The organism is Mariniphaga sp., from assembly GCF_041687215.1.
GTDB lineage: Bacteria > Bacteroidota > Bacteroidia > Bacteroidales > Prolixibacteraceae > Mariniphaga.
This window is the reverse complement of record NZ_JAWLCI010000015.1, coordinates 40,373-59,239: the sequence shown is the minus strand read 5'-3', so window position 1 is coordinate 59,239 and position 18,867 is coordinate 40,373. Positions and strand designations below refer to the sequence as shown.

Here is an 18,867-nt window from a genome sequence, read left to right as displayed (position 1 = left end):
AAAAATACAAATTGAAATTATGCAAAGTTTTAAAAATATTACCAGGTTAACATGCTTCATTTTTCTTTTGTTTTCGGTGAATGGAAGAATTTTTGGCGTGCAACAGGATGTTTCGGCAGTAAGAGCCATGCAACTTTTTGATGCCGGCAACTTTGCGGAAGCAGAAAAATTTTTCAAAGTTTTATTGGAAGAAGACCCCGGAAACCCGATGTTAAATTATTATTATGGTGCATCGCGTACCGAAACCGGACATTTTGGCGACAAAGATTTAAATTACTTGCAGCAGGCCGGGAAAAATGTAACTCCGGACAGACTTCATTATTATCTGGCATTGCAATATCACGCCAGGAGTAACTGGGAACAGGCCCTGAAATTTTATAACCAGTTCAGATTAAGCGTGCCTGAGAATGAACAACAGGAACTGGGACTTGCCGAAAAAATTCAGCAATGTTTCAACCAGGAAAATCCTTTTGTTGAACCAGCAGGTATGCAAACCACTGAACAGAAAGAAGAAAAGACAGAAACCGACATAGCAAATGAGGAAATAATTTCTCAGGAAACAAAAGAATCTTCTGCCCTTTTAGAAGAACCTGAAACTTTGGCACCAAATGAAGAATTGGTTGAAGCAGGTCAACAGGAAGAAAATGAAATTCCACAGTCAGAAGTTACTCCGGAAAATGACAGCAAGGAAACTGAAACAAAAACTGAAGATTCCAGCTCATCCATTGATTTTAACATTGGCCGAAAAGCTTTACCCGATTTACCCGGAGTAAAAACAACTTACGAACTTCCGGAAGGTGAACAAATTACATTTCAGGTAAACAACAACATCAGCTATTTTTTCAGTTCGCAGTTTCAGACAGATGAAGGGCAACAATTATTTGAACAGGGCCAGGCACTGAAAAAAGAATTGGATCAAAAACTTATGGAAGTAAATAAATTACGTGAAGTTTACAGAAAAGAATCAAATCCTGAAATTAAAGCAAATTTGGGTGAAAAGATTCTGGCTCTGGAAACGGATTCTTACAGTCTTCGGAATGAAGTAAACCAAAAATTTGCTACCGCCAGAAATGCTGAAACACTGTTCTGGAACAATGCCGGATCAGTTGCAGTTTATAATTTTCAGGTTGAAAATGAAAAAATCAAATCGGTTTTGAGAGGTGAAACACCAGAGCCGGAACAAACCAATCCAGAAAAAGATTCAATTGTAATACTCCCGCTGGCAGTATCAGAAATGTTTGAACCAAAATCTGCAGATACGCGTCAATCCACTGACAATCTGCTTTATAAAATACAAATTGGCGCCTACAGCCGGGGAGTTCCCGCATACCGGCAACGATTGTATAATAAATTAGAACTCATTCGACGGATTGAAAATTATACTGATGAAAAGGGAGTAGTAGTTTATACTACCGGAAACCTTACCAATTTGGAGGATGCGGAAAAAATGCGCAACCAGGTGAAGCAGGAAGGAATAGAAGATGCGATAGTTGTACCGTATTTTAACGGAAAAAGAATAACTTTGGAGCAGGCAAAAAAAATTGAAGCAGGAGATGACATCTAAAGAAACTAAGCGTAAACCGGATTCCGGAAAAAAAAATGAAGTATATGGCGAACATTCGCTCATTCTTCATAACGATGATGTGCACAGCTTCGACTACGTAATTGAAGCATTGATAGACATTTGCGACCACGATTACGAACAGGCAATGCAGTGCACATTAATCACACACCATAAAGGCAGTTGCGATATCAGAAAAGGAAAGTTTGAAACCTTAAAACAAATGAAAGACGCACTAACAGAAAGGGAACTAAACACCACCATAAATACACAACCATGAGCGCATTTGCCATTATATTACTTATTTTTCTGGGGCTATTGCTGCTACTCATTGAATTTGCTGTAATTCCCGGGGTAACCATTGCCGGAATTGGCGGATTTATTTTACTTGGTCTGAGTGTTTACATCGCTTTTGTACAATATGGAACCGGAATCGGACTTCTCACGCTAACTTTTGTGCTGGTGGCCTCACCGCTGCTTATTGTTTATTTTTTCAAATCGAAAACCGGAAAAAAAATGATTCTGGAATCGTTTATCGATGGAAAGGTGGATACTGTGGTAAGTGAAAAAATCCATGTAGGTGACACCGGCAAAACCATTGGCAGATTGGCTCCTTCAGGAAAAGTAAAAGTAAATGGTGAAGTAATGGAAGCACAATCAACAGGCGGTTTTGTAGATCACAACACAGAAATTAAAGTATTAAAAATACTAACGAATAAAATTATTGTAGAACCTTTAAAAAAATAAAAAATGATTGAATCAGTAGGTACGTGGGGAATGGTGATTGGAGTAATTGTATTGCTTTTCATTATCCTCTATTTCATCCCAATTGGGTTGTGGTTTTCAGCCCTAGTTTCCGGCGTAAAAATTTCGCTTTTGCAGCTTTTCCTAATGCGTTTCCGTAAAGTTCCTCCGGGAGTTATTGTGCGTGCACTCATTGAAGGGACAAAAGCCGATGTTGCGCTAAGCCGTGATGCACTTGAGGCACACTATCTTGCAGGTGGACATGTGGCACGGGTTGTACATGCCCTTGTTTCGGCTTCAAAAGCAAACATCGATTTAACTTTTAAAGTGGCCACGGCCATTGACCTGGCAGGGCGCGATGTATTCGAAGCCGTTCAAATGTCGGTAAATCCGAAAGTGATTAACACTCCACCGGTTACAGCCGTATCCAAAGACGGTATTCAGCTTATTGCTAAAGCCCGTGTAACTGTTCGTGCAAGCATTAAACAACTGGTTGGTGGTGCCGGAGAAGACACTGTGTTAGCCCGTGTTGGCGAAGGAATTGTTTCATCCATTGGTTCGTCACACTCGCATAAAGCCGTGCTCGAAAACCCCGATTTTATTTCACGTGTGGTACTTGAAAAAGGTCTTGATGCAGGAACAGCATTCGAGATTCTTTCCATTGACATTGCCGACATCGACATCGGTAAAAACATTGGTGCCGGACTACAGATGGATCAGGCTGAAGCCGATAAAAATATTGCACAGGCCAAAGCTGAAGAACGCCGCGCCATGGCTATTGCCCTTGAACAGGAAATGATAGCCAAAGCGCAGGAGATGAAAGCCAAGGTAATTGAAGCCGAAGCTAAAGTTCCGCTGGCTATTGCCGAAGCTTTTAAAAACGGTAACCTCGGAATAATGGACTACATGAAGTACAAAAACATTATGGCCGATACAGCCATGCGTGATTCCATTTCCGGAGAAAACAAAAAAAGCAGTGAAGAATAAAAAACCGAATTATTAAGAAATGTTTAACTACATAGTTATTAACATTCTCTTAACTCAAAAATCAAAATTCGACCTTATCTTTGCAGCATAGTTTTAGTTCATAGGTTTAGGTTTGATTAGTTTTATTGGTTTAGTTAGATGAAAAGGATGGGTGTTGACCCGTCCTTTTTTATTTTCCGCCAAACTGTTAATTAATGTTTAACAACCCTCTTATTAATATTCTCTTAACTCAAAAATCGAAATTCGACCTTATCTTTGCAGCATAGTTTTAGTTCATAGGTTTAGGTTTGATTAGTTTTATTGGTTTAGTTAGATGAAAAGGATGGGTGCTGACCCGTCCTTTTTTATTTTCCACTAAATCGTTAATTAATGTTTAACAACATATTTTTTAACATTCGCTTAACTCAAAATTGAAAATTCAACTCTATATTTGCAGCATAGTTTTAGTTCATAGGTTTAGGTTTGATTAGTTTTATTGGTTTAGTTAGATGAAAAGGACGGGTGTTGACCTGTCCTTTTTTTATTTTATAAAGGATATGCAATATCAACCAAAAAAAGTCCCTGAGCCGGTGCCGAAGTACCCGCTGCTTTCCTGTCCTTCTTTTCAATTATTTTCCTGAAGCCTTCCAAAGTGAGTTTTGCTTTTCCCACTTCGAGCAAAGTTCCCACAATGGCCCGAACCATATTTCGTAAAAACCGATCGGCTTTTATTTTAAAAACCAGCATCTCGCCTTCCATTTCCCATTCGGCATGAAAAATTTTGCACAAATTGGTTTTTACGTCGGTATGCAACCGGCTGAAACTGGTAAAATCTTTGTATTCGAAAAGAATTTTGGCGGCTTCGTTCATTTTATCCACATCCAATTTACCGTGATAAAAATAGGCAGTTTCGGTTTGAAACGGATTTTTTTCGGTGGTAATATAATAATGGTATGTACGCGAAATAGCGCTAAACCTTGCATGCGCATCTTTTGACACTTGCCATATTTTCTGAACGGCAATATCGGGTGGCAAAAAGCTGTTTAATCGGAATACCAGTTTTTGAGCGTCCCAAATTTCTTCAGAAACATCGAAGTGCAACACATAAAATGAAGCATGAACTCCGGTATCAGTTCGCCCGGCTCCCACCACCGAAATTTCTTCCCGTAAAATGGTAGAAAAAGCTTTTTCCAATACCTTCTGAACCGAAATGGCATTGGGCTGAATTTGCCAGCCATGGTAAGCTGTTCCTTTAAAACTAAGTTGAGCAAAGTAGCGGTGCATGATTCAAATTTTTTCCGACTTCAAAAATAACATAAAAATTCCCTGAAAATCTGTCAGCCTCTATTTTTTTGAAAATCAAATTGTTTTCAATAAGGACAAATTAATACTGACAATCAGGCATTTAAAACATATAAAATTGACACGTTTTTGCCTATGGTATTTTGTTTGCTGGTATTTCAACAGAAATTAAAACAATGTTGAACTTTAAAAATTAAAGGAGGATTTAGCCATGACACTTGCAAGAAGATCAGAAAGTAATTTCCCGTCGTTATTCGACAGGTTTTTTAACAGCGACTTAATGGACTGGAACCTCACCAATTTTTCCGGTCCGAACAACACATTGCCGGCTGTTAATGTGAAGGAAACTGATGACGAGTACATTCTGGAAGTTGCAGCTCCTGGAATGACAAAAAAAGATTTTAAAGTCAATTTCCAGAACAATGTGCTCACCATTTCTTCTGAAAAACAGGAAGAAAAGAAAGAAAATGAAGACAATTACACCCGGAGAGAATTCAGTTATCGGTCGTTTCAGCGTTCATTTACTGTTCCGCACAATGATGTGGACAGCGACAAAATAAGCGCTGCTTATGCTGATGGTATTCTGAATGTAAAACTTCCGAAACGCGAAGAAGTGAAGCCCAAGCCGGCAAGAGAGATTAAAATTTCGTAAGAATCTCCCCTAACCCCTCCAAAGGAATGGGGACAAGGAAAGAAAGGTTTTAAAAGAGGCTGTCTGAAAGGGGCAGCCTTTTATTATTCTACGGTTCAAAAAATTTAGTTTCCTTATGGCACAAAAGCTCGGAAGGTAGAAGCTTAATATATTTTAACAAAATATAAAGGTTTTTTACTTTACAATCGTTTAAATTCGTGCACTCAAAAAATGGCGTTAAATTGCCGCAAATAAAACAAATCGAAAACATTAAGAATTCAAAAAATTGATATGAATCAGACGGTGGATATTAAAGAGCTGAACGAACGGATACAACAGGAAAGTTCGTTTGTTGACATGGTTACCCTGGAAATGAACAAAGTGATTGTGGGGCAAAAACACCTGGTGGAAAGTTTGCTGATTGGCCTGCTCTCCAATGGCCACATTCTGCTGGAAGGTGTTCCCGGACTGGCAAAAACGCTTGCCATTAAATCGTTGGCAAACACCATCAGCGCCAAATTTGCACGCATCCAGTTTACGCCCGATTTGCTTCCTGCCGACTTGCTTGGAACCATGATTTACAGTCAGAAAAAGGAGGAGTTTTCCATTAAAAAAGGGCCTATTTTCGCCAACTTTATTTTGGCTGATGAGATTAACCGTGCTCCTGCCAAAGTGCAGTCGGCACTGCTTGAGGCCATGCAGGAACGCCAGATTACCATCAGTGATTCCACATTTAAGCTGGAAGAACCGTTTTTGGTAATGGCTACCCAAAACCCCATCGAGCAGGAAGGAACTTATCCGCTGCCGGAAGCACAGGTTGACCGTTTTATGCTGAAAGTGGTGATTAATTACCCAACCAGGGAAGAGGAAAGGTTAATCATTAACCAGAACTTGTTAAAACAGTTCCCGGAAACATCGGCGATTTTGAAACCGGAAGATATTTTAAAAGCCCGCGAAGTGGTAAAAGATGTTTACATTGATGAAAAAATTCAGAAATACATTGTTGACATTGTTTTTGCCACACGCGAACCAGAACATTACCAACTGGAAAAATACCAGGAAATGATTTCCTACGGGGCTTCGCCCAGGGCCGGAATCAGTCTGGCACAGGCAGCCAAAGCTTTTGCCTTTATCAAACGCCGTGGATACGTAATTCCTGAAGATGTGCGGGCTGTTTGCCGCGATGTATTACGTCACCGCCTCGGCCTGAGTTACGAAGCCGAAGCCAACAACATTACTTCGGAAGAGATTATTACCGATATTCTGAATACGGTTGAAGTACCATAAAGGAAGCCCATCCAAACCTCCCGCCGGCTGGCGGGGTGGAAAAAAGAAAATGAAAAGAAAAATGTTGGTTACAATTACAAATAAAAATAAATTACCGTGGTCCTAATCCTCCCTCTTTGGGGGAGTCAGAGGGGGCTGTGTTCTTATGGAAACAACTGAATTATTAAAAAAAGTCAGGAAAATAGAAATAAAAACGCGGGGGTTGTCGCGGAATATTTTTGCAGGCGAGTACCACAGCGCGTTTAAAGGTCGTGGTATGGCCTTTTCGGAAGTGCGCGAGTACCAGTTTGGCGATGATATCCGCAGCATTGACTGGAACGTGACTGCTCGTTACAACCATCCCTTCGTAAAAATTTTCGAGGAAGAAAGAGAACTTACCGTAATGCTGCTCATCGATGTGAGCGGTTCGCGCGATTTCGGGACATTCGAAAAAATGAAGAAAAATGTGATTACCGAAATTGCCGCCATCCTATCTTTCTCTGCCATTCAGAACAACGACAAAATCGGGGTGATTTTCTTTTCCGACACCATCGAAAAGTTCATTCCGCCAAAAAAAGGAAGAAGCCATATTTTACGTATTATTCGGGAACTGATTGATTTTCAGCCAAAAAATACAGGAACTGATATAACAGGGGCAATCCGCTACCTGACCAACGCCATTAAAAAAAGGTGTACCGCATTTATTATTTCTGATTTCATAGATGAAAATCCAGGTTTGGAATTGACGCTTTCCATTGCCAACAACAAACACGATGTGGTAGCGTTAAAAATATATGACCAACGCGAACGGGAATTTCCACCCATTGGAATGGTAAAACTGAAAGATGCCGAAACCGGAAAATACGTTTGGGTGGACAGCAGTTCGCGGAAAATCAGGAAGATTTATACTGATTTCTGGAATAAACAAGCGGTGCGTCTCGACACGTTGTTCAAAAAGTGTGGAGTGGATTACGTTTCCATTGACACAAGAGAAGACTATGTAAAATCCTTAATGACTCTGTTTAAAAAGAGGGCTGTTAAACAATAATGAGAATGGAACGAGCATGAATAAAGATATTCACAAACGAATAACATTATAATTTTCATGGGAGTTACATCGAATGCCATTAAAATGAACAATTGTAATGAGATGAATTTGAAAACCAAAATAGGCTCATTTTTAGTACTGATTCTGCTTGCAACATCTGCAAATGCGCAGCGGATTAAAGCCACGGCCACCATCGATTCCACAAACATTTTACTCGGCGACCAGGTGAAGTTGTTTCTGGAAATCGACCACCCAAAAAGTGTTGAGATTACCTTTCCGAATGTACCTGATACTTTAATAGAATTTGTTGAAGTGCTCGACCGTTCGGCAATCGACACATTCGAAATGGACGATGAAACATTTCAAAAACAGATTCAGTCGTTTTTAATCACTTCATTCGACAGCGGTTCGTACCGTATTCCGCCATTCTGGTTTAAAATTGACCTCGATGGCCGTATCGATTCCATTCCTTCCAATGCGGTAACTCTGAACGTTTACAGCATGGCCATTGACACGACACGCGGACCAACAGACATTAAATATCCTTACGATGCACCGGTTACGCTGAAAGAAGTGATTCCGTATATTCTGGGAATTATACTCATTGCAGCCATACTGTTTTTTGTTTTTTATGCCATTAAAAGAAGAAAAAACAACCAGCCCATTTTTGTTTTGCCCAAAAAACCGAAAGAACCGGCTCACATAATTGCTTTGCGCGAACTCGACCGGATAAAAAATGAAAAAATATGGCAGCAGGGCAAAACAAAACAATATTACAGCGAAGTAACCGAAACACTTCGAAAATACATTGAAGATCTTTTTGAAATACCGGCAATGGAACAAACTTCGGATGAAACCATCGAAAGTTTCCGGAGACAAAAAGGGTTGTTAAAAGATAAAACTTTTAAAAACCTGAGCCAGATTCTGAAACTGGCCGATTTGGTGAAGTTTGCTAAATATCAGACCTCGCCCGACGATGACAATATGACACTGGTTAATGCCTATTTCTTTATCAACGATACCAAACCGGAAGAGAAAAAGCCCGAAACCTCTGAAGAAACAAAGGACGAAGAAGGAGTAGATGTAAATATTAAATAGATAAAGGATGTTTGAAGGACTGACATTTAAAAACCCGGAATTTTTCTACCTGTTGCTGGTGATTGTGCCAATGACAGCCTGGTATATTTTCAGGCAGAAAAGAAATACCGCAAGCATCCGTATTTCATCAACAGCACCGGTATTAAAAGCGCCCAAAACCATCAGGCATTATTTGCGGCATCTGGTATTTTTACTTCAGGTGCTTGCCATTGCAGCATTTACGGTAGTTTTGGCACGGCCGCAATCATCTACCGATTTTGAAAACGTAACTACCGAAGGAATTGACATTGTTATTTCGCTCGATATTTCAACCAGTATGCTGGCCAAAGATTTTACACCCGACCGACTGGAGGCAGCCAAAAATGTGGCAATGGAATTTATTTCAGGAAGGCAATACGACCGCATCGGACTGGTAGTTTTTGCAGGCGAGGCGTTTACGCAGGTTCCGCTGACAACCGACCGGGCAGTTCTGCTTAACCTGTTTAAAGACATTCAAACCGGAATGATTGAAGACGGAACGGCTATTGGGAATGGGCTGGCAACTGCCGTGGCACGCTTAAAAGACAGTGATGCCATAAGCCGCGTAGTGATTTTGCTTACCGACGGTGAAAACAATTCCGGAGAAATTGCTCCGCTTACAGCTGCCGAAATTGCACGTACATTTGGCATACGCGTTTACACCATTGGCGTGGGAACAGTGGGCACTGCCCCCTATCCTGTTCAAACTCCTTACGGAACTCAGCTTCGCGACATTGAAGTAAAAATTGACGAAGAGATGCTTCAGGAAATTGCTTCCATAACCGACGGACGGTATTTCAGGGCAACCAGCAACACCAAACTCGAAGAAATTTACCAGGAAATTGACCAGCTCGAAAAATCAAAAATTGAAGTTCGCGAATTCAGCCGGCGGTCCGAAGAATTTCTACCCTTTGCGATGGCAGGAATTTTGTTAATGGTTTTAAGCCTTTTTTTACGTACAACCGTTTTCAGAAGCATACCTTAAAAGTTGAAAAAATGGAAATGTTCAGGTTTGCACATATCGAATTTTTATGGGGATTGCTAATTATCCCGCTGCTCGCCTTGTTTTTTATTTGGGCAAGAATTGCACGAAAACGGGCGTTGAAACGTTTTGGCAACCAACAAACTATAAAAGACCTGATGCCTTTTGTTTCCAAAAGCCGTCCGGTTTTCAAATTCTTTTTGTTGATGCTTGCCCTGGCCTTTTTTATTGTAGGTGCAGCCCGTCCTCAATTTGGATCGAAATTAAAAAAGGTGCAGCGCGAAGGAATTGAACTGATTATTGCACTGGATGTTTCGAACAGTATGATGGCCGAAGACATTCAACCCAACCGGCTTGAACGGGCCAAACGAGCCATTTCGAGGTTGGTGGACAGGTTGAAAGACGATAAAATCGGGCTGATTGTTTTTGCCGGGGAAGCTTACACCCAACTTCCCATTACCAGCGACTACAACTCAGCCAAACTTTTTCTGGAAGCTGTTAATACGCAAATTGTTCCGCGGCAGGGAACAGCTATTGGTTCGGCAATTAACATGGCCATGCGCTCATTTACACCCGAAGGCAATGCCAACAAAGCCATTGTAATTATTACTGATGGAGAGAATCACGAAGATGATCCGGTTACGGCAGCACAGGAAGCGGCAAAAAACGGAATAATTGTTCATACCATTGGAATGGGATTGCCTCAGGGGTCACCAATTCCGGTGCTTCGAAATGGCCAAAACGATTATTTGCGGGATAACGACGGAAATGTAGTTGTTACAAAACTGGACGAAACTACACTCGAAGAAATTGCTGCAGCCGGCAACGGAATCTACGTAAGAGCAAACAATGCACAAGTTGGTTTGAATGCACTTTTCGACGAAATCAACAAAATGGAAAAAGAAGAAATGGAAACGCTCGTTTATTCTGAATACGATGACCAGTTTCAATACTTTTTTGCCATTGGTTTGTTTTTATTGTTGTTTGAATTTGTTATTCTGGAAAGGAAAAACAAATATTTAATGAAAGTGAATTTGTTTTCAACAAAATAGTCTTAAAAATGAAGCGGTTTATTATATTCATATTGATTGGAAGTTTTTCGATTGTTGCATACGGACAAAACGAAAGAAAATTTGTTCGTAAAGGAAATAAACTGTTTATGGATGCGGTGAAAGACACTACCCGGTTGGATACTGCAAAATTCAGCCAGGCTGAAGAAGAGTACCAGAAAGCACTGAATCTCAGACCCGGAAATGAACAATGGAATTTTAACCTGGCCGGTTCTCAATACAAACAAATGCGTTTTGATGAAGCAGAACGTAAATTTGAAGAACTGGCAGAAAAATTTGAAACTCCGGAAGAGCAGGCACGCGCTCTGCACAACATTGGAAACAGCCGGCTGATGCAGCAACGCATCGATGAAAGTATCGAATCGTACAAGGAAGCACTACGCCGGAATCCGAATGATTTGGATACCAAATACAATCTGGCCTATGCGCAAATGCTTAAAAATCAGCAGGAACAGCAGCAACAAAATCAGGAAAATCAGGAAAATCAGGATCAACAGGATCAGCAAAACCAGGATCAGCAAAACAACCAGGACCAGCAAAATCAGGATCAGCAGCAGAATCAGGATAAGCAAAGTCAGCAGAATCAACAGAATCAGCAACAAAACCAGGATCAGCAGCAGCAAAATCAGCAACAACAGCCGCAAACAAAAATATCACGTCAGGATGCAGAACAACTCTTGCAGGCGCTGCAAAACGATGAACGCGATATTCAGGAAAAAGTAAAAAAAGAAAAAGCGGCCAAAGCCAGAAAAATAAGAACCGAAAAAGAATGGTAACCAAAATATGATAAAAAAACTGTTAACATACATGTGCCTTTTTTTCATGGTGATTTCTGCCAGTGCAGAAATCACCCGGTTTGAAATGTCGGCGCCCAATGCAGTGGAAATGGGAAAGCAATTCAGATTAACCTTTACTTTAAATGAAAGAGGTTCAAGTCTGCAACTTCCTCCAGGACTGAACAATAATTTTGATGTACTGATGGGGCCAAGCACCGGACAGTCAACCAGTATTCGAACCATCAACGGGCAAACTTCAACTGAGGTAACATATTCTTACACCTATATTTTACGGGCAAAAAGTGAAGGAGAATTCGAAATCAGGCCGGCCACCATCGAAGTGGATGGAAAAGTAATGGAGTCAAATTCGCTGAAAATTCAAGTGGTACCCACGCAGTCGCAACCACAAACACAGCAGCAGCAAACCCCTCGCGGAGCTGAAAGCCAGGGTTCACAATCGGTTGATTTAGGTGGCGACAATCTGTTTCTTCGGGTGGAAATGAGCAAACAGAATGTTTTCAGGGGTGAACAGATCATTGCAACGGTTAAACTTTATGCCGACCCAAATATTCCCATTTCCGGGTTCGACGAAGTAAATCTTCCAACTTATGAAGGTTTTTATACGCAAGATATTGAAATCCCAAACCAGATTAATTTTACCCGCGAGGTTTACAACAACCGCATTTACCAGGTGGGCGTACTTAAAAAAACCGTTCTTTTTCCGCAACAAAACGGAACCATCACAGTGAATCCGTTCAGCATGACACTGCTTGTGCAACAAAGAGTGAGACCACGCAGCTTTTTCGACGATTTTTTCAGCGGTGTGCAAACCGTGCGCACAACTTTAAACAGCAGTGCAGTGCGTGTAAACGTAAAAGACCTGCCAACACAACCTGGCAACTTTTATGGAGGAGTTGGAAATTTTACGATTTCCTCTGAATTAAGTGCTGAAAATGTGACCACCAACGATGCGGTAACTTTAAAATTAACCATCAACGGAAACGGGAACCTGCGGCTAATCCGTAATCCGGAACTGCAATTACCAAGCGATTTTGAAGTTTATGACCCGCGTTCAACCGAAAATGTACGCGCAACCGACAACGGAGTAAGCGGAACTAAAACGGTTGAATACCTCTTCCAGCCGCGATTCGAAGGGGAATATACCATTCCGGCAATTCCGTTTACTTTTTTCAATCCGGCCACTGGTTCCTATGAAACCCGATCAACCCAGGAATATACACTGCATGTTGAAAAGGGAACCGGAGACCAATCTTCAACTGTGATGAGCTCAAGGCAGCGTGAAGATTTACAATTGCTTGGCCAGGATATCCGGTTTATAAAACAGGGAAATCCCACACTACGAATAAAAGGAACAACATTTTACGGAACTCCGTTTTTCTACGGAATTTACGCAGGCAGTGCCTTGCTTTTCCTTGTACTGTTTATCATTTACCGGAAAAAAGCGCGCGAAAATGCCAATGTGGCCCTGATGCGAAATAAAAAAGCCAACCGGTTAGCCACCAAAAGGTTAAAAGCTGCCGCCGGTTTCATGAAGAAAAATGAAAACGAGGCTTTCCACGATGCTATCCTGAAAGCTTTCTGGGGTTATTTCAGCGATAAACTGGGAATTCTGGTGGCAAATCTGAACCGGGATAGTGCATTGGAAGGATTGCGTAAAAGAAATGTGGACGAAGAACTCATTAACGATTTTGTGGAAATTACAGAACAATGTGAATTCGCGCGCTATGCGCCATCTGGAGGCTCTGAGGCCAGAAGTGAGTTGTACAAAAAAGCAGTCTCGACTATGAGCAGGCTGGAGAAACAAATTAAGAGATAATTCGAAATGATAAAAACTAAAGTAAAAAAATATTGTTTTTTCCTGTTTGGACTGTTGGCATTCCTGCATGTTTCCGCACAGGATTCAACCCAGGTACTTTGGGAAAAGGGAAATGCGTATTACACCACCGAAGAATACCAGCAGGCCATTTTGGCTTATGAACAGATTGTAAATTCAGGACAGGAATCAGCCAGACTTTATTTCAACCTGGGAAATGCCTATTATAAAGCCGGAGACATAAACCATGCTATTTTAAATTACGAACGGGCCAAATTACTTGCACCACAAGACCCTGATATTGAATTTAATCTAAGTCTGGCCAAACAATTTGTGGTTACCGAAATAGACGCGCTGCCCCAACCCTTTTTTGTGAGGTGGCGCACCAGGATTATTAATATGTTTCCGGCAGATGCCTGGGCTGGAATAAGCATCGGTTCATTTATTTTCTTTCTCGGTTTGATTGGCCTGTTTATTTTCGGCCAAAGTTCTTTCCTAAAACGGTTTTCTTTTTGGCTTGGAATTCTCGCCATTGCAGTTTCTGCATTCACATTTTCGTTTGCAGCCCGCCAAAAAGAAAAAATCAATCAGCGAAAACACGCCATTGTATTTTGTCCGCGGGTAACCGTTAAAAGTGCCCCGGCACAAAACAGTACCGATTTATTCCTGCTTTACGAAGGAGTAAAAGTAGAAATCTCGGACAGTGTTAACACATGGAAAGAAATCAGACTCACTGATGGAAATGTGGGCTGGCTGCCCGATTCGTGCATTGTAAGGATATAATAAAAAACTATGGAAAACGATTTTAAACTGGCCGTCCTCATCGACGGCGACAATATACCCAGCGCCTACGTGAAGGAAATGATGGAAGAAATTGCCAAGTACGGCAACCCCACCATTAAACGAATTTACGGCGATTGGACCAAACCTTTCCTTTCAAAATGGAAAAACCTGCTACTTGAAAATGCCATCACACCAATACAGCAATACGGATACACCACCGGTAAAAACGCTACGGACTCGGCTATGATTATTGATGCCATGGATATTTTGTACAGCGAAAAGGTAAACGGTTTTTGCCTGGTTTCCAGCGACAGCGATTTTACACGACTGGCCACCCGACTGCGCGAAGCCGGAATGAAAGTTTACGGCATTGGCGAGAAAAAAACACCCGACCCGTTTATTGTAGCCTGCGATAAATTCATTTATATTGAAATTCTTGAAAGCAGGGGAAAAGAAAGTGAAAGCAGTTCTACCACAGATAAACCGGCGCGGAAAAGCCAGGTGGACAAAATTACCCCAAAAGTGGTCAGGCTCATTGCCTCCACTATATCAGACCTGGCCGACGACGACGGCTGGGCTTTTCTGGGCGATGTAGGCAGTTTGCTTCAAAAAAAGCAACCCAACTTCGACTCCCGAAACTACGGTTTTGAAAAACTTACCCCACTCATCGATTCCATCGGTAAATTCGAAATTGATCAGCGCGACAGTCAGAGAGGAAAATTCAAGTTGATTTATGTAAGAAATAAAAAGCGGTAAATCTGCAATCAGGTAAAGCATGGGAAATCAGCAAAATATAAAACGAATAGCGCTGCTCACTTCCGGCGGTGATTCACCCGGTATGAATGCGGGCATCAGGGCGGTGGTGCGAACAGCCATTTTCAATAATCTGAAAGTTACCGGTGTAATGAATGGTTTTTCCGGCCTTTTAAAAGGTCAGTACATTGAAATGGAACCACATTCAGTTTCAAAAATAATTTCAAACGGAGGAACTATTTTAAAATCATCGCGTTGCCCGGAATTTATTAAGGCTGAAGCCAGAAAACAAGCTTACGAAACCATGCGCCGGAACCAAATAGATGCATTGGTTGTGCTGGGTGGAGACGGTTCATTTCGGGGGGCTTACGAACTTTTCAAAGAATTTAATTTCCCGGTAATTGGCATTCCATGTACCATCGACAACGACATTTTCGGAACGGATTTCACCATTGGTTTCGATACTGCTGTAAATACAGCCGTAGGTGCCATCGATAAGCTGCGCGACACGGCTGACTCGCACAATATGGTATTTTTTGTTGAAGTGATGGGACGGCATTCGGGTTTTATAGCAGTCAACACAGCCATTTCAGCCGGGGCAGAAGAAATGTTGCTGCCCGAAACGAAAACCAAAGTGGAGGAAATTTGTCATTACCTGGTAAATTTACGAAGAAGTAATAAAACCTCGGGAATAATAGTTGTTGCTGAAGGTGACGAGGAAGGTGGAGCCGTTGAAGTAGCACGAAAAGTGAAAGAAATACTGCCTGAATACCAAACCCGGATTACCACATTGGGGCACATTCAAAGGGGAGGTTCGCCCACTGCCAACGACCGGGTGCTGGCCAGCCTTTTGGGCCATGCTGCCGTGAATGGTTTACTTGAAGGAAAAACCGGAGTTATGGCAGGACGAATCCATAACCAAATTGTGTTTACCCCGCTGGAAGAAGCTTTCAGCAAAAGGAATAAAATCGACCAGAGCTGGATTGAAATCAGCAGGGTAATTTCGATGTAAAATACCCAAAATCAATCAAACTGTGGGTTGATAAATCTCTTTAACTAATTACCGGTTAATCCAGCAGGTTCATTAATTCCTCTTTCGAGATTTCCTGTAACGGATTATTGGAGTTAATAAATTTATCAGCCAGCGAACTTTTACGATCCTGGAGTTGCTTAATTTTTTCTTCAATGGAATTTTGTGTTATAAACCGGTAAACAAATACATGCTTGTTTTGACCGATTCGGTGAGCACGGCTGATGGCCTGATTTTCAGCAGCAGGGTTCCACCACGGATCGATAATAAACACGTAATCGGCACTGGTAAGGTTCAGTCCCACACCGCCCGCTTTCAGCGAAATAAGAAAAATCCGGTTCTCCGAATCATCCTGAAACTGCCGGATAACTTCCTTACGGTTTGAAGTCTGGCCGGTTAAAATACTGTATTTCCAGTTTTCGCTTTCAATCCGCGATTTTATGAGTTCAAGATGTTTAACAAAAGAGGAAAATATAAGCACTTTATGCTTTTCGGCCACCACGTTTTCCAGCATCCGGAATATTTCTTCGAATTTGCCCGATTCCTGTTCCTCCAAATCAGAAAGTAGTTTGGGATGGTTTGCCAGTTGTCGTAACCGGGTGAGGCCTTGTAAAATAATCATGGCCGATTTTTTCACCCCTTCATTCTCAATCCCGGCCAAAATGGAATTGCGGATAATCGATTTTTCTGTTTCGTAGGTTCGCTGCTGAATTTCATCCATTTCACAAAATACCGTCTGTTCCATAAGTGGGGGTAAATCACTGGCAACCTCCTCCTTGGTGCGCCGGAGTACAAATGGCCGAATCAGAATCTGCAGTTTCTCCTGCTGATCGCTGCTGTTGTGTTTTTCGATGGGTGTAATAAAATAGCGCCGGAAAAATGCCAGGTTGCCCAGCATTCCCTTGTTCAGAAAATTCAATTGTGCCCAAAGGTCAGAAAGCGAATTTTCAATGGGAGTGCCTGTAAGTGCCATCCGGTGCTCACTTTGCAACTTCATTATTGCTTTGTAGGTTTTTGATGCCGGATTTTTCACATATTGGCTTTCATCGAGAATCAGGTAGAAAAACTTCAGTTTGGCCAGTTGTTCCACATCGTTTCGAACCGTTCCGTAAGTAGTTAAAATAACATCGAAATTTAAAGCTGCAATTTCAAGGTCGCTGTTCGTTTTTCGCTGTTGACCCACATGTTTGTAAACTTTAAGCGATGGGGTAAATTTCTGAATTTCTGCCTCCCAGTTGTGCACCAGCGAAGTGGGTAGTACAATTAAGCTGGCTGGCTGCATTTTTTCATTCGTTTCCGGCTCAGAAAAAAGTGAAAGCTGTCCGTCGTTCAGGCCACTTCCCCTCAATGACAGTGATTTCTCAGGTCGTTTGAATTTCAGCAACAAAGCAAGCGTTTGCAAAGTTTTTCCCAGGCCCATATCGTCGGCCAAACAGCCGCCAAACCCATTTTTGTGCAGGCCAAACATCCACTGAAATCCGGTTTTCTGGTAACTTCTGAGTTCTGCGTTTAGCTCTTCCGGCAGATGAATCGTTCCATGAATTCCGGCCAGTTGTTGAAATTTATTCAGGATGGAATCACCTCCCGGTTGCAAAATGTTTTGCAACAGCGCGTAATGGTGACGTCCGAACTGCAATTTTTCGCCCCTGCTTCGGGCAAAAGGCAAAAGGCTTTTGTATCGCGCAAACCACTCTTCAGGGATGATGGCAATTTCGCCGTTAGGAAGCTCAAATTCGCGAATATCGTTCAGAATATAGTTTTTCAGTTTGATAAAAGGAAAGCTGAACGGCCCGAAAGTAACCAGCGCATAAACATCAAACCAATCGCCTGAAATTCCGGTTTTTATCTCAATTTGCTGCTTTCCTGTAAAATAATTCTTATCCAGTTTTCCCTGTTCAATCCAGATTCCTTTTTCTTGCAGCCTTTGTTTGTTTTCATTCAGCCAATTTACCAGAAAATACAATGCATCATCAGGCCCCAAAAGGTCAAGTCCTTTTAGTATGAAGTAACCATCCTTTTCTTTTAATCCTAATTCTGCCAGGTAACTAAAAACCGATTTTTCCCAGTCAAATGCCCGTTTTATTTTTTTAAAGCTGAAATCATTTTTCTTTTTTTGAAACTGAACAGCAACCTCCTTTGGTGAATTGGGAAGAAAGTTTTCATCCCCGTAACGGAATGTCAAAACAAAACAAGGTTCGTATTTCAGATTTTTATCCAAAGTTAGTACCCCCGCTTTTTCAACCTCACCCTCATCGTATTGAAAACCAATTGCATTCACCTCGTAATCACGAATTGCTTTTCGTACAAAACCGGCATAATATTTTTCTTCCATAGACTGAGGTACCGAAACATATTCCTTGCTGAAAAAAGGTGTCAGCTTTTTTGCATCCAGCTTTTCGAAAACTATAAGCTGACTGCGGGATATAAAAATGCAGGGCGAATTTGCAACGATTCTTAAATTGCGGTTTAAAAGCGGGATTTCCTTATCATCCAGAAAAATTTTTAGCCGGTACCGGGTTTCTTGCGGGTTTCGTTCAAAATAAAAAACCGGACGGGCAAAAAGCGGAGGTACCTGAATTTCGTCTTCATCGTAAAGGTTTGCATATTTTGCCTCCTTGTTCAGCAGGCGCACAGGGCTTAACATTAAAATGCGCGTTACCGCAAACATACATTCTTCAATAAATGGAACTATATTTTTTTGAAACCATGAAGGCTCGAGACTGGCATAAAATTCAGTTACATTTTTCGCCCGCGAAAACCGTTTCATCAACCGCTCGTCACTGTATTTATCGATTATGGCAACCAGCTCCTTTTCATAAGGTTTAAGGTTGTAGCCGCCATCTTTTACATCAACCGGTTTCACCACTTTTTCGGTGGAATAAAATTTATCCTTCTTATGGATAAAATAGGGCTGGAATATATTTCCCAGGTAGCGGTGCTCCGTTAATACAATGACAAACTCTGTTTCCTCCATTTCAGATTAAAGGTGTTTAAAAAAAGAACCT

At 41.5% G+C, this 18,867-nt stretch carries 17 protein-coding genes; 15 read left to right on the top strand and 2 right to left on the bottom strand.

Annotated elements, in window-relative coordinates; all coding sequences use genetic code 11:
- The first annotated feature begins 19 nt into the window (after positions 1 to 19).
- The 4 genes from ACESMA_RS07770 to floA are packed head-to-tail and all read left to right on the top strand — an operon-like array spanning position 20 to position 3,292.
- Positions 20 to 1,564 carry a hypothetical protein gene (locus ACESMA_RS07770; protein ID WP_372948227.1) on the top strand — a complete coding sequence of 515 codons (1,545 nt, stop codon included), beginning with the start codon at positions 20 to 22 and terminating at the stop codon, positions 1,562 to 1,564.
- Entirely contained in the window at positions 1,554 to 1,841 is a 288-nt protein-coding gene (locus ACESMA_RS07765; protein WP_372948226.1) for an ATP-dependent Clp protease adaptor ClpS, read from the top strand. Before ACESMA_RS07770 ends, ACESMA_RS07765 begins: the two co-directional genes overlap by 11 nt.
- On the top strand, positions 1,838 to 2,308 hold the full coding sequence (locus ACESMA_RS07760) for an NfeD family protein (RefSeq protein WP_372948225.1): 471 nt from the start codon (positions 1,838 to 1,840) through the stop codon (positions 2,306 to 2,308). Before ACESMA_RS07765 ends, ACESMA_RS07760 begins: the two co-directional genes overlap by 4 nt.
- A gap of 3 nt (positions 2,309 to 2,311) precedes the next feature.
- Positions 2,312 to 3,292 carry a flotillin-like protein FloA gene (gene floA / locus ACESMA_RS07755; RefSeq protein WP_372948224.1) on the top strand — a complete coding sequence of 327 codons (981 nt, stop codon included), beginning with the start codon at positions 2,312 to 2,314 and terminating at the stop codon, positions 3,290 to 3,292.
- Between the two features lie 525 nt (positions 3,293 to 3,817).
- Here the strand turns inward: floA and truA are convergent.
- A complete protein-coding gene (gene truA, locus ACESMA_RS07750; RefSeq protein WP_372948223.1) occupies positions 3,818 to 4,555 on the bottom strand; it encodes a tRNA pseudouridine(38-40) synthase TruA in 738 nt (245 codons plus the stop codon).
- A 229-nt stretch (positions 4,556 to 4,784) separates the two neighbouring features.
- Here truA and ACESMA_RS07745 point away from each other — a divergent pair, with 229 nt between their 5' ends.
- From ACESMA_RS07745 to pfkA, 11 genes are all read left to right on the top strand, one after another.
- Entirely contained in the window at positions 4,785 to 5,225 is a 441-nt protein-coding gene (locus ACESMA_RS07745; RefSeq protein ID WP_372948222.1) for an Hsp20/alpha crystallin family protein, read from the top strand.
- Positions 5,226 to 5,534: 309 nt separating this feature from the next.
- Positions 5,535 to 6,491 carry an AAA family ATPase gene (locus ACESMA_RS07740; RefSeq protein ID WP_372948239.1) on the top strand — a complete coding sequence of 319 codons (957 nt, stop codon included), beginning with the start codon at positions 5,535 to 5,537 and terminating at the stop codon, positions 6,489 to 6,491.
- Positions 6,492 to 6,636: 145 nt separating this feature from the next.
- Positions 6,637 to 7,518 carry a DUF58 domain-containing protein gene (locus ACESMA_RS07735; RefSeq protein ID WP_372948221.1) on the top strand — a complete coding sequence of 294 codons (882 nt, stop codon included), beginning with the start codon at positions 6,637 to 6,639 and terminating at the stop codon, positions 7,516 to 7,518.
- Positions 7,519 to 7,626: 108 nt separating this feature from the next.
- Positions 7,627 to 8,616 (top strand): hypothetical protein, encoded by a 990-nt coding sequence (locus ACESMA_RS07730; RefSeq protein WP_372948220.1) that lies wholly within the window; start codon positions 7,627 to 7,629, stop codon positions 8,614 to 8,616.
- Positions 8,617 to 8,623: 7 nt separating this feature from the next.
- Entirely contained in the window at positions 8,624 to 9,619 is a 996-nt protein-coding gene (locus ACESMA_RS07725) for a vWA domain-containing protein (RefSeq protein WP_372948219.1), read from the top strand.
- A gap of 11 nt (positions 9,620 to 9,630) precedes the next feature.
- On the top strand, positions 9,631 to 10,668 hold the full coding sequence (locus ACESMA_RS07720; RefSeq protein WP_372948218.1) for a vWA domain-containing protein: 1,038 nt from the start codon (positions 9,631 to 9,633) through the stop codon (positions 10,666 to 10,668).
- Positions 10,669 to 10,676: 8 nt separating this feature from the next.
- Complete coding sequence (locus ACESMA_RS07715; protein WP_372948217.1) at positions 10,677 to 11,462, top strand: tetratricopeptide repeat protein; 786 nt, start codon at positions 10,677 to 10,679, stop codon at positions 11,460 to 11,462.
- A 7-nt stretch (positions 11,463 to 11,469) separates the two neighbouring features.
- Positions 11,470 to 13,299, top strand: a complete 1,830-nt coding sequence (locus ACESMA_RS07710) for a BatD family protein (protein WP_372948216.1) — start codon at positions 11,470 to 11,472, stop codon at positions 13,297 to 13,299.
- Positions 13,300 to 13,305: 6 nt separating this feature from the next.
- Complete coding sequence (locus ACESMA_RS07705; RefSeq protein ID WP_372948215.1) at positions 13,306 to 14,079, top strand: tetratricopeptide repeat protein; 774 nt, start codon at positions 13,306 to 13,308, stop codon at positions 14,077 to 14,079.
- 9 nt (positions 14,080 to 14,088) lie between these two features.
- The gene (locus ACESMA_RS07700; protein ID WP_372948214.1) at positions 14,089 to 14,835 is read left to right on the top strand and encodes an NYN domain-containing protein; all 747 of its coding nucleotides are present in this window, start codon (positions 14,089 to 14,091) and stop codon (positions 14,833 to 14,835) included.
- A gap of 19 nt (positions 14,836 to 14,854) precedes the next feature.
- Positions 14,855 to 15,844 carry a 6-phosphofructokinase gene (pfkA, locus tag ACESMA_RS07695; RefSeq protein ID WP_372948213.1) on the top strand — a complete coding sequence of 330 codons (990 nt, stop codon included), beginning with the start codon at positions 14,855 to 14,857 and terminating at the stop codon, positions 15,842 to 15,844.
- Positions 15,845 to 15,899: 55 nt separating this feature from the next.
- Here pfkA and ACESMA_RS07690 read toward each other — a convergent pair whose 3' ends face one another.
- A complete protein-coding gene (locus tag ACESMA_RS07690; protein ID WP_372948212.1) occupies positions 15,900 to 18,836 on the bottom strand; it encodes a DEAD/DEAH box helicase in 2,937 nt (978 codons plus the stop codon).
- Positions 18,837 to 18,867: the final 31 nt, after the last annotated feature.

Bases quoted from the DNA above. Each gene is read 5' to 3' on its own strand.
- ACESMA_RS07705 (WP_372948215.1), top strand. From the start codon at position 13,306: ATGATAAAAACTAAAGTAAAAAAATATTGTTTTTTCCTGTTTGGACTG.
- ACESMA_RS07745 (WP_372948222.1), top strand. From the start codon at position 4,785: ATGACACTTGCAAGAAGATCAGAAAGTAATTTCCCGTCGTTATTCGAC.
- ACESMA_RS07720 (WP_372948218.1), top strand. From the start codon at position 9,631: ATGGAAATGTTCAGGTTTGCACATATCGAATTTTTATGGGGATTGCTA.
- floA (WP_372948224.1), top strand. From the start codon at position 2,312: ATGATTGAATCAGTAGGTACGTGGGGAATGGTGATTGGAGTAATTGTA.
- truA (WP_372948223.1), bottom strand. From the start codon at position 4,555: ATGCACCGCTACTTTGCTCAACTTAGTTTTAAAGGAACAGCTTACCAT.
- ACESMA_RS07735 (WP_372948221.1), top strand. From the start codon at position 6,637: ATGGAAACAACTGAATTATTAAAAAAAGTCAGGAAAATAGAAATAAAA.
- ACESMA_RS07715 (WP_372948217.1), top strand. From the start codon at position 10,677: ATGAAGCGGTTTATTATATTCATATTGATTGGAAGTTTTTCGATTGTT.
- ACESMA_RS07725 (WP_372948219.1), top strand. From the start codon at position 8,624: ATGTTTGAAGGACTGACATTTAAAAACCCGGAATTTTTCTACCTGTTG.
- ACESMA_RS07765 (WP_372948226.1), top strand. From the start codon at position 1,554: ATGACATCTAAAGAAACTAAGCGTAAACCGGATTCCGGAAAAAAAAAT.
- ACESMA_RS07690 (WP_372948212.1), bottom strand. From the start codon at position 18,836: ATGGAGGAAACAGAGTTTGTCATTGTATTAACGGAGCACCGCTACCTG.
- ACESMA_RS07760 (WP_372948225.1), top strand. From the start codon at position 1,838: ATGAGCGCATTTGCCATTATATTACTTATTTTTCTGGGGCTATTGCTG.
- ACESMA_RS07700 (WP_372948214.1), top strand. From the start codon at position 14,089: ATGGAAAACGATTTTAAACTGGCCGTCCTCATCGACGGCGACAATATA.
- ACESMA_RS07770 (WP_372948227.1), top strand. From the start codon at position 20: ATGCAAAGTTTTAAAAATATTACCAGGTTAACATGCTTCATTTTTCTT.
- ACESMA_RS07710 (WP_372948216.1), top strand. From the start codon at position 11,470: ATGATAAAAAAACTGTTAACATACATGTGCCTTTTTTTCATGGTGATT.
- pfkA (WP_372948213.1), top strand. From the start codon at position 14,855: ATGGGAAATCAGCAAAATATAAAACGAATAGCGCTGCTCACTTCCGGC.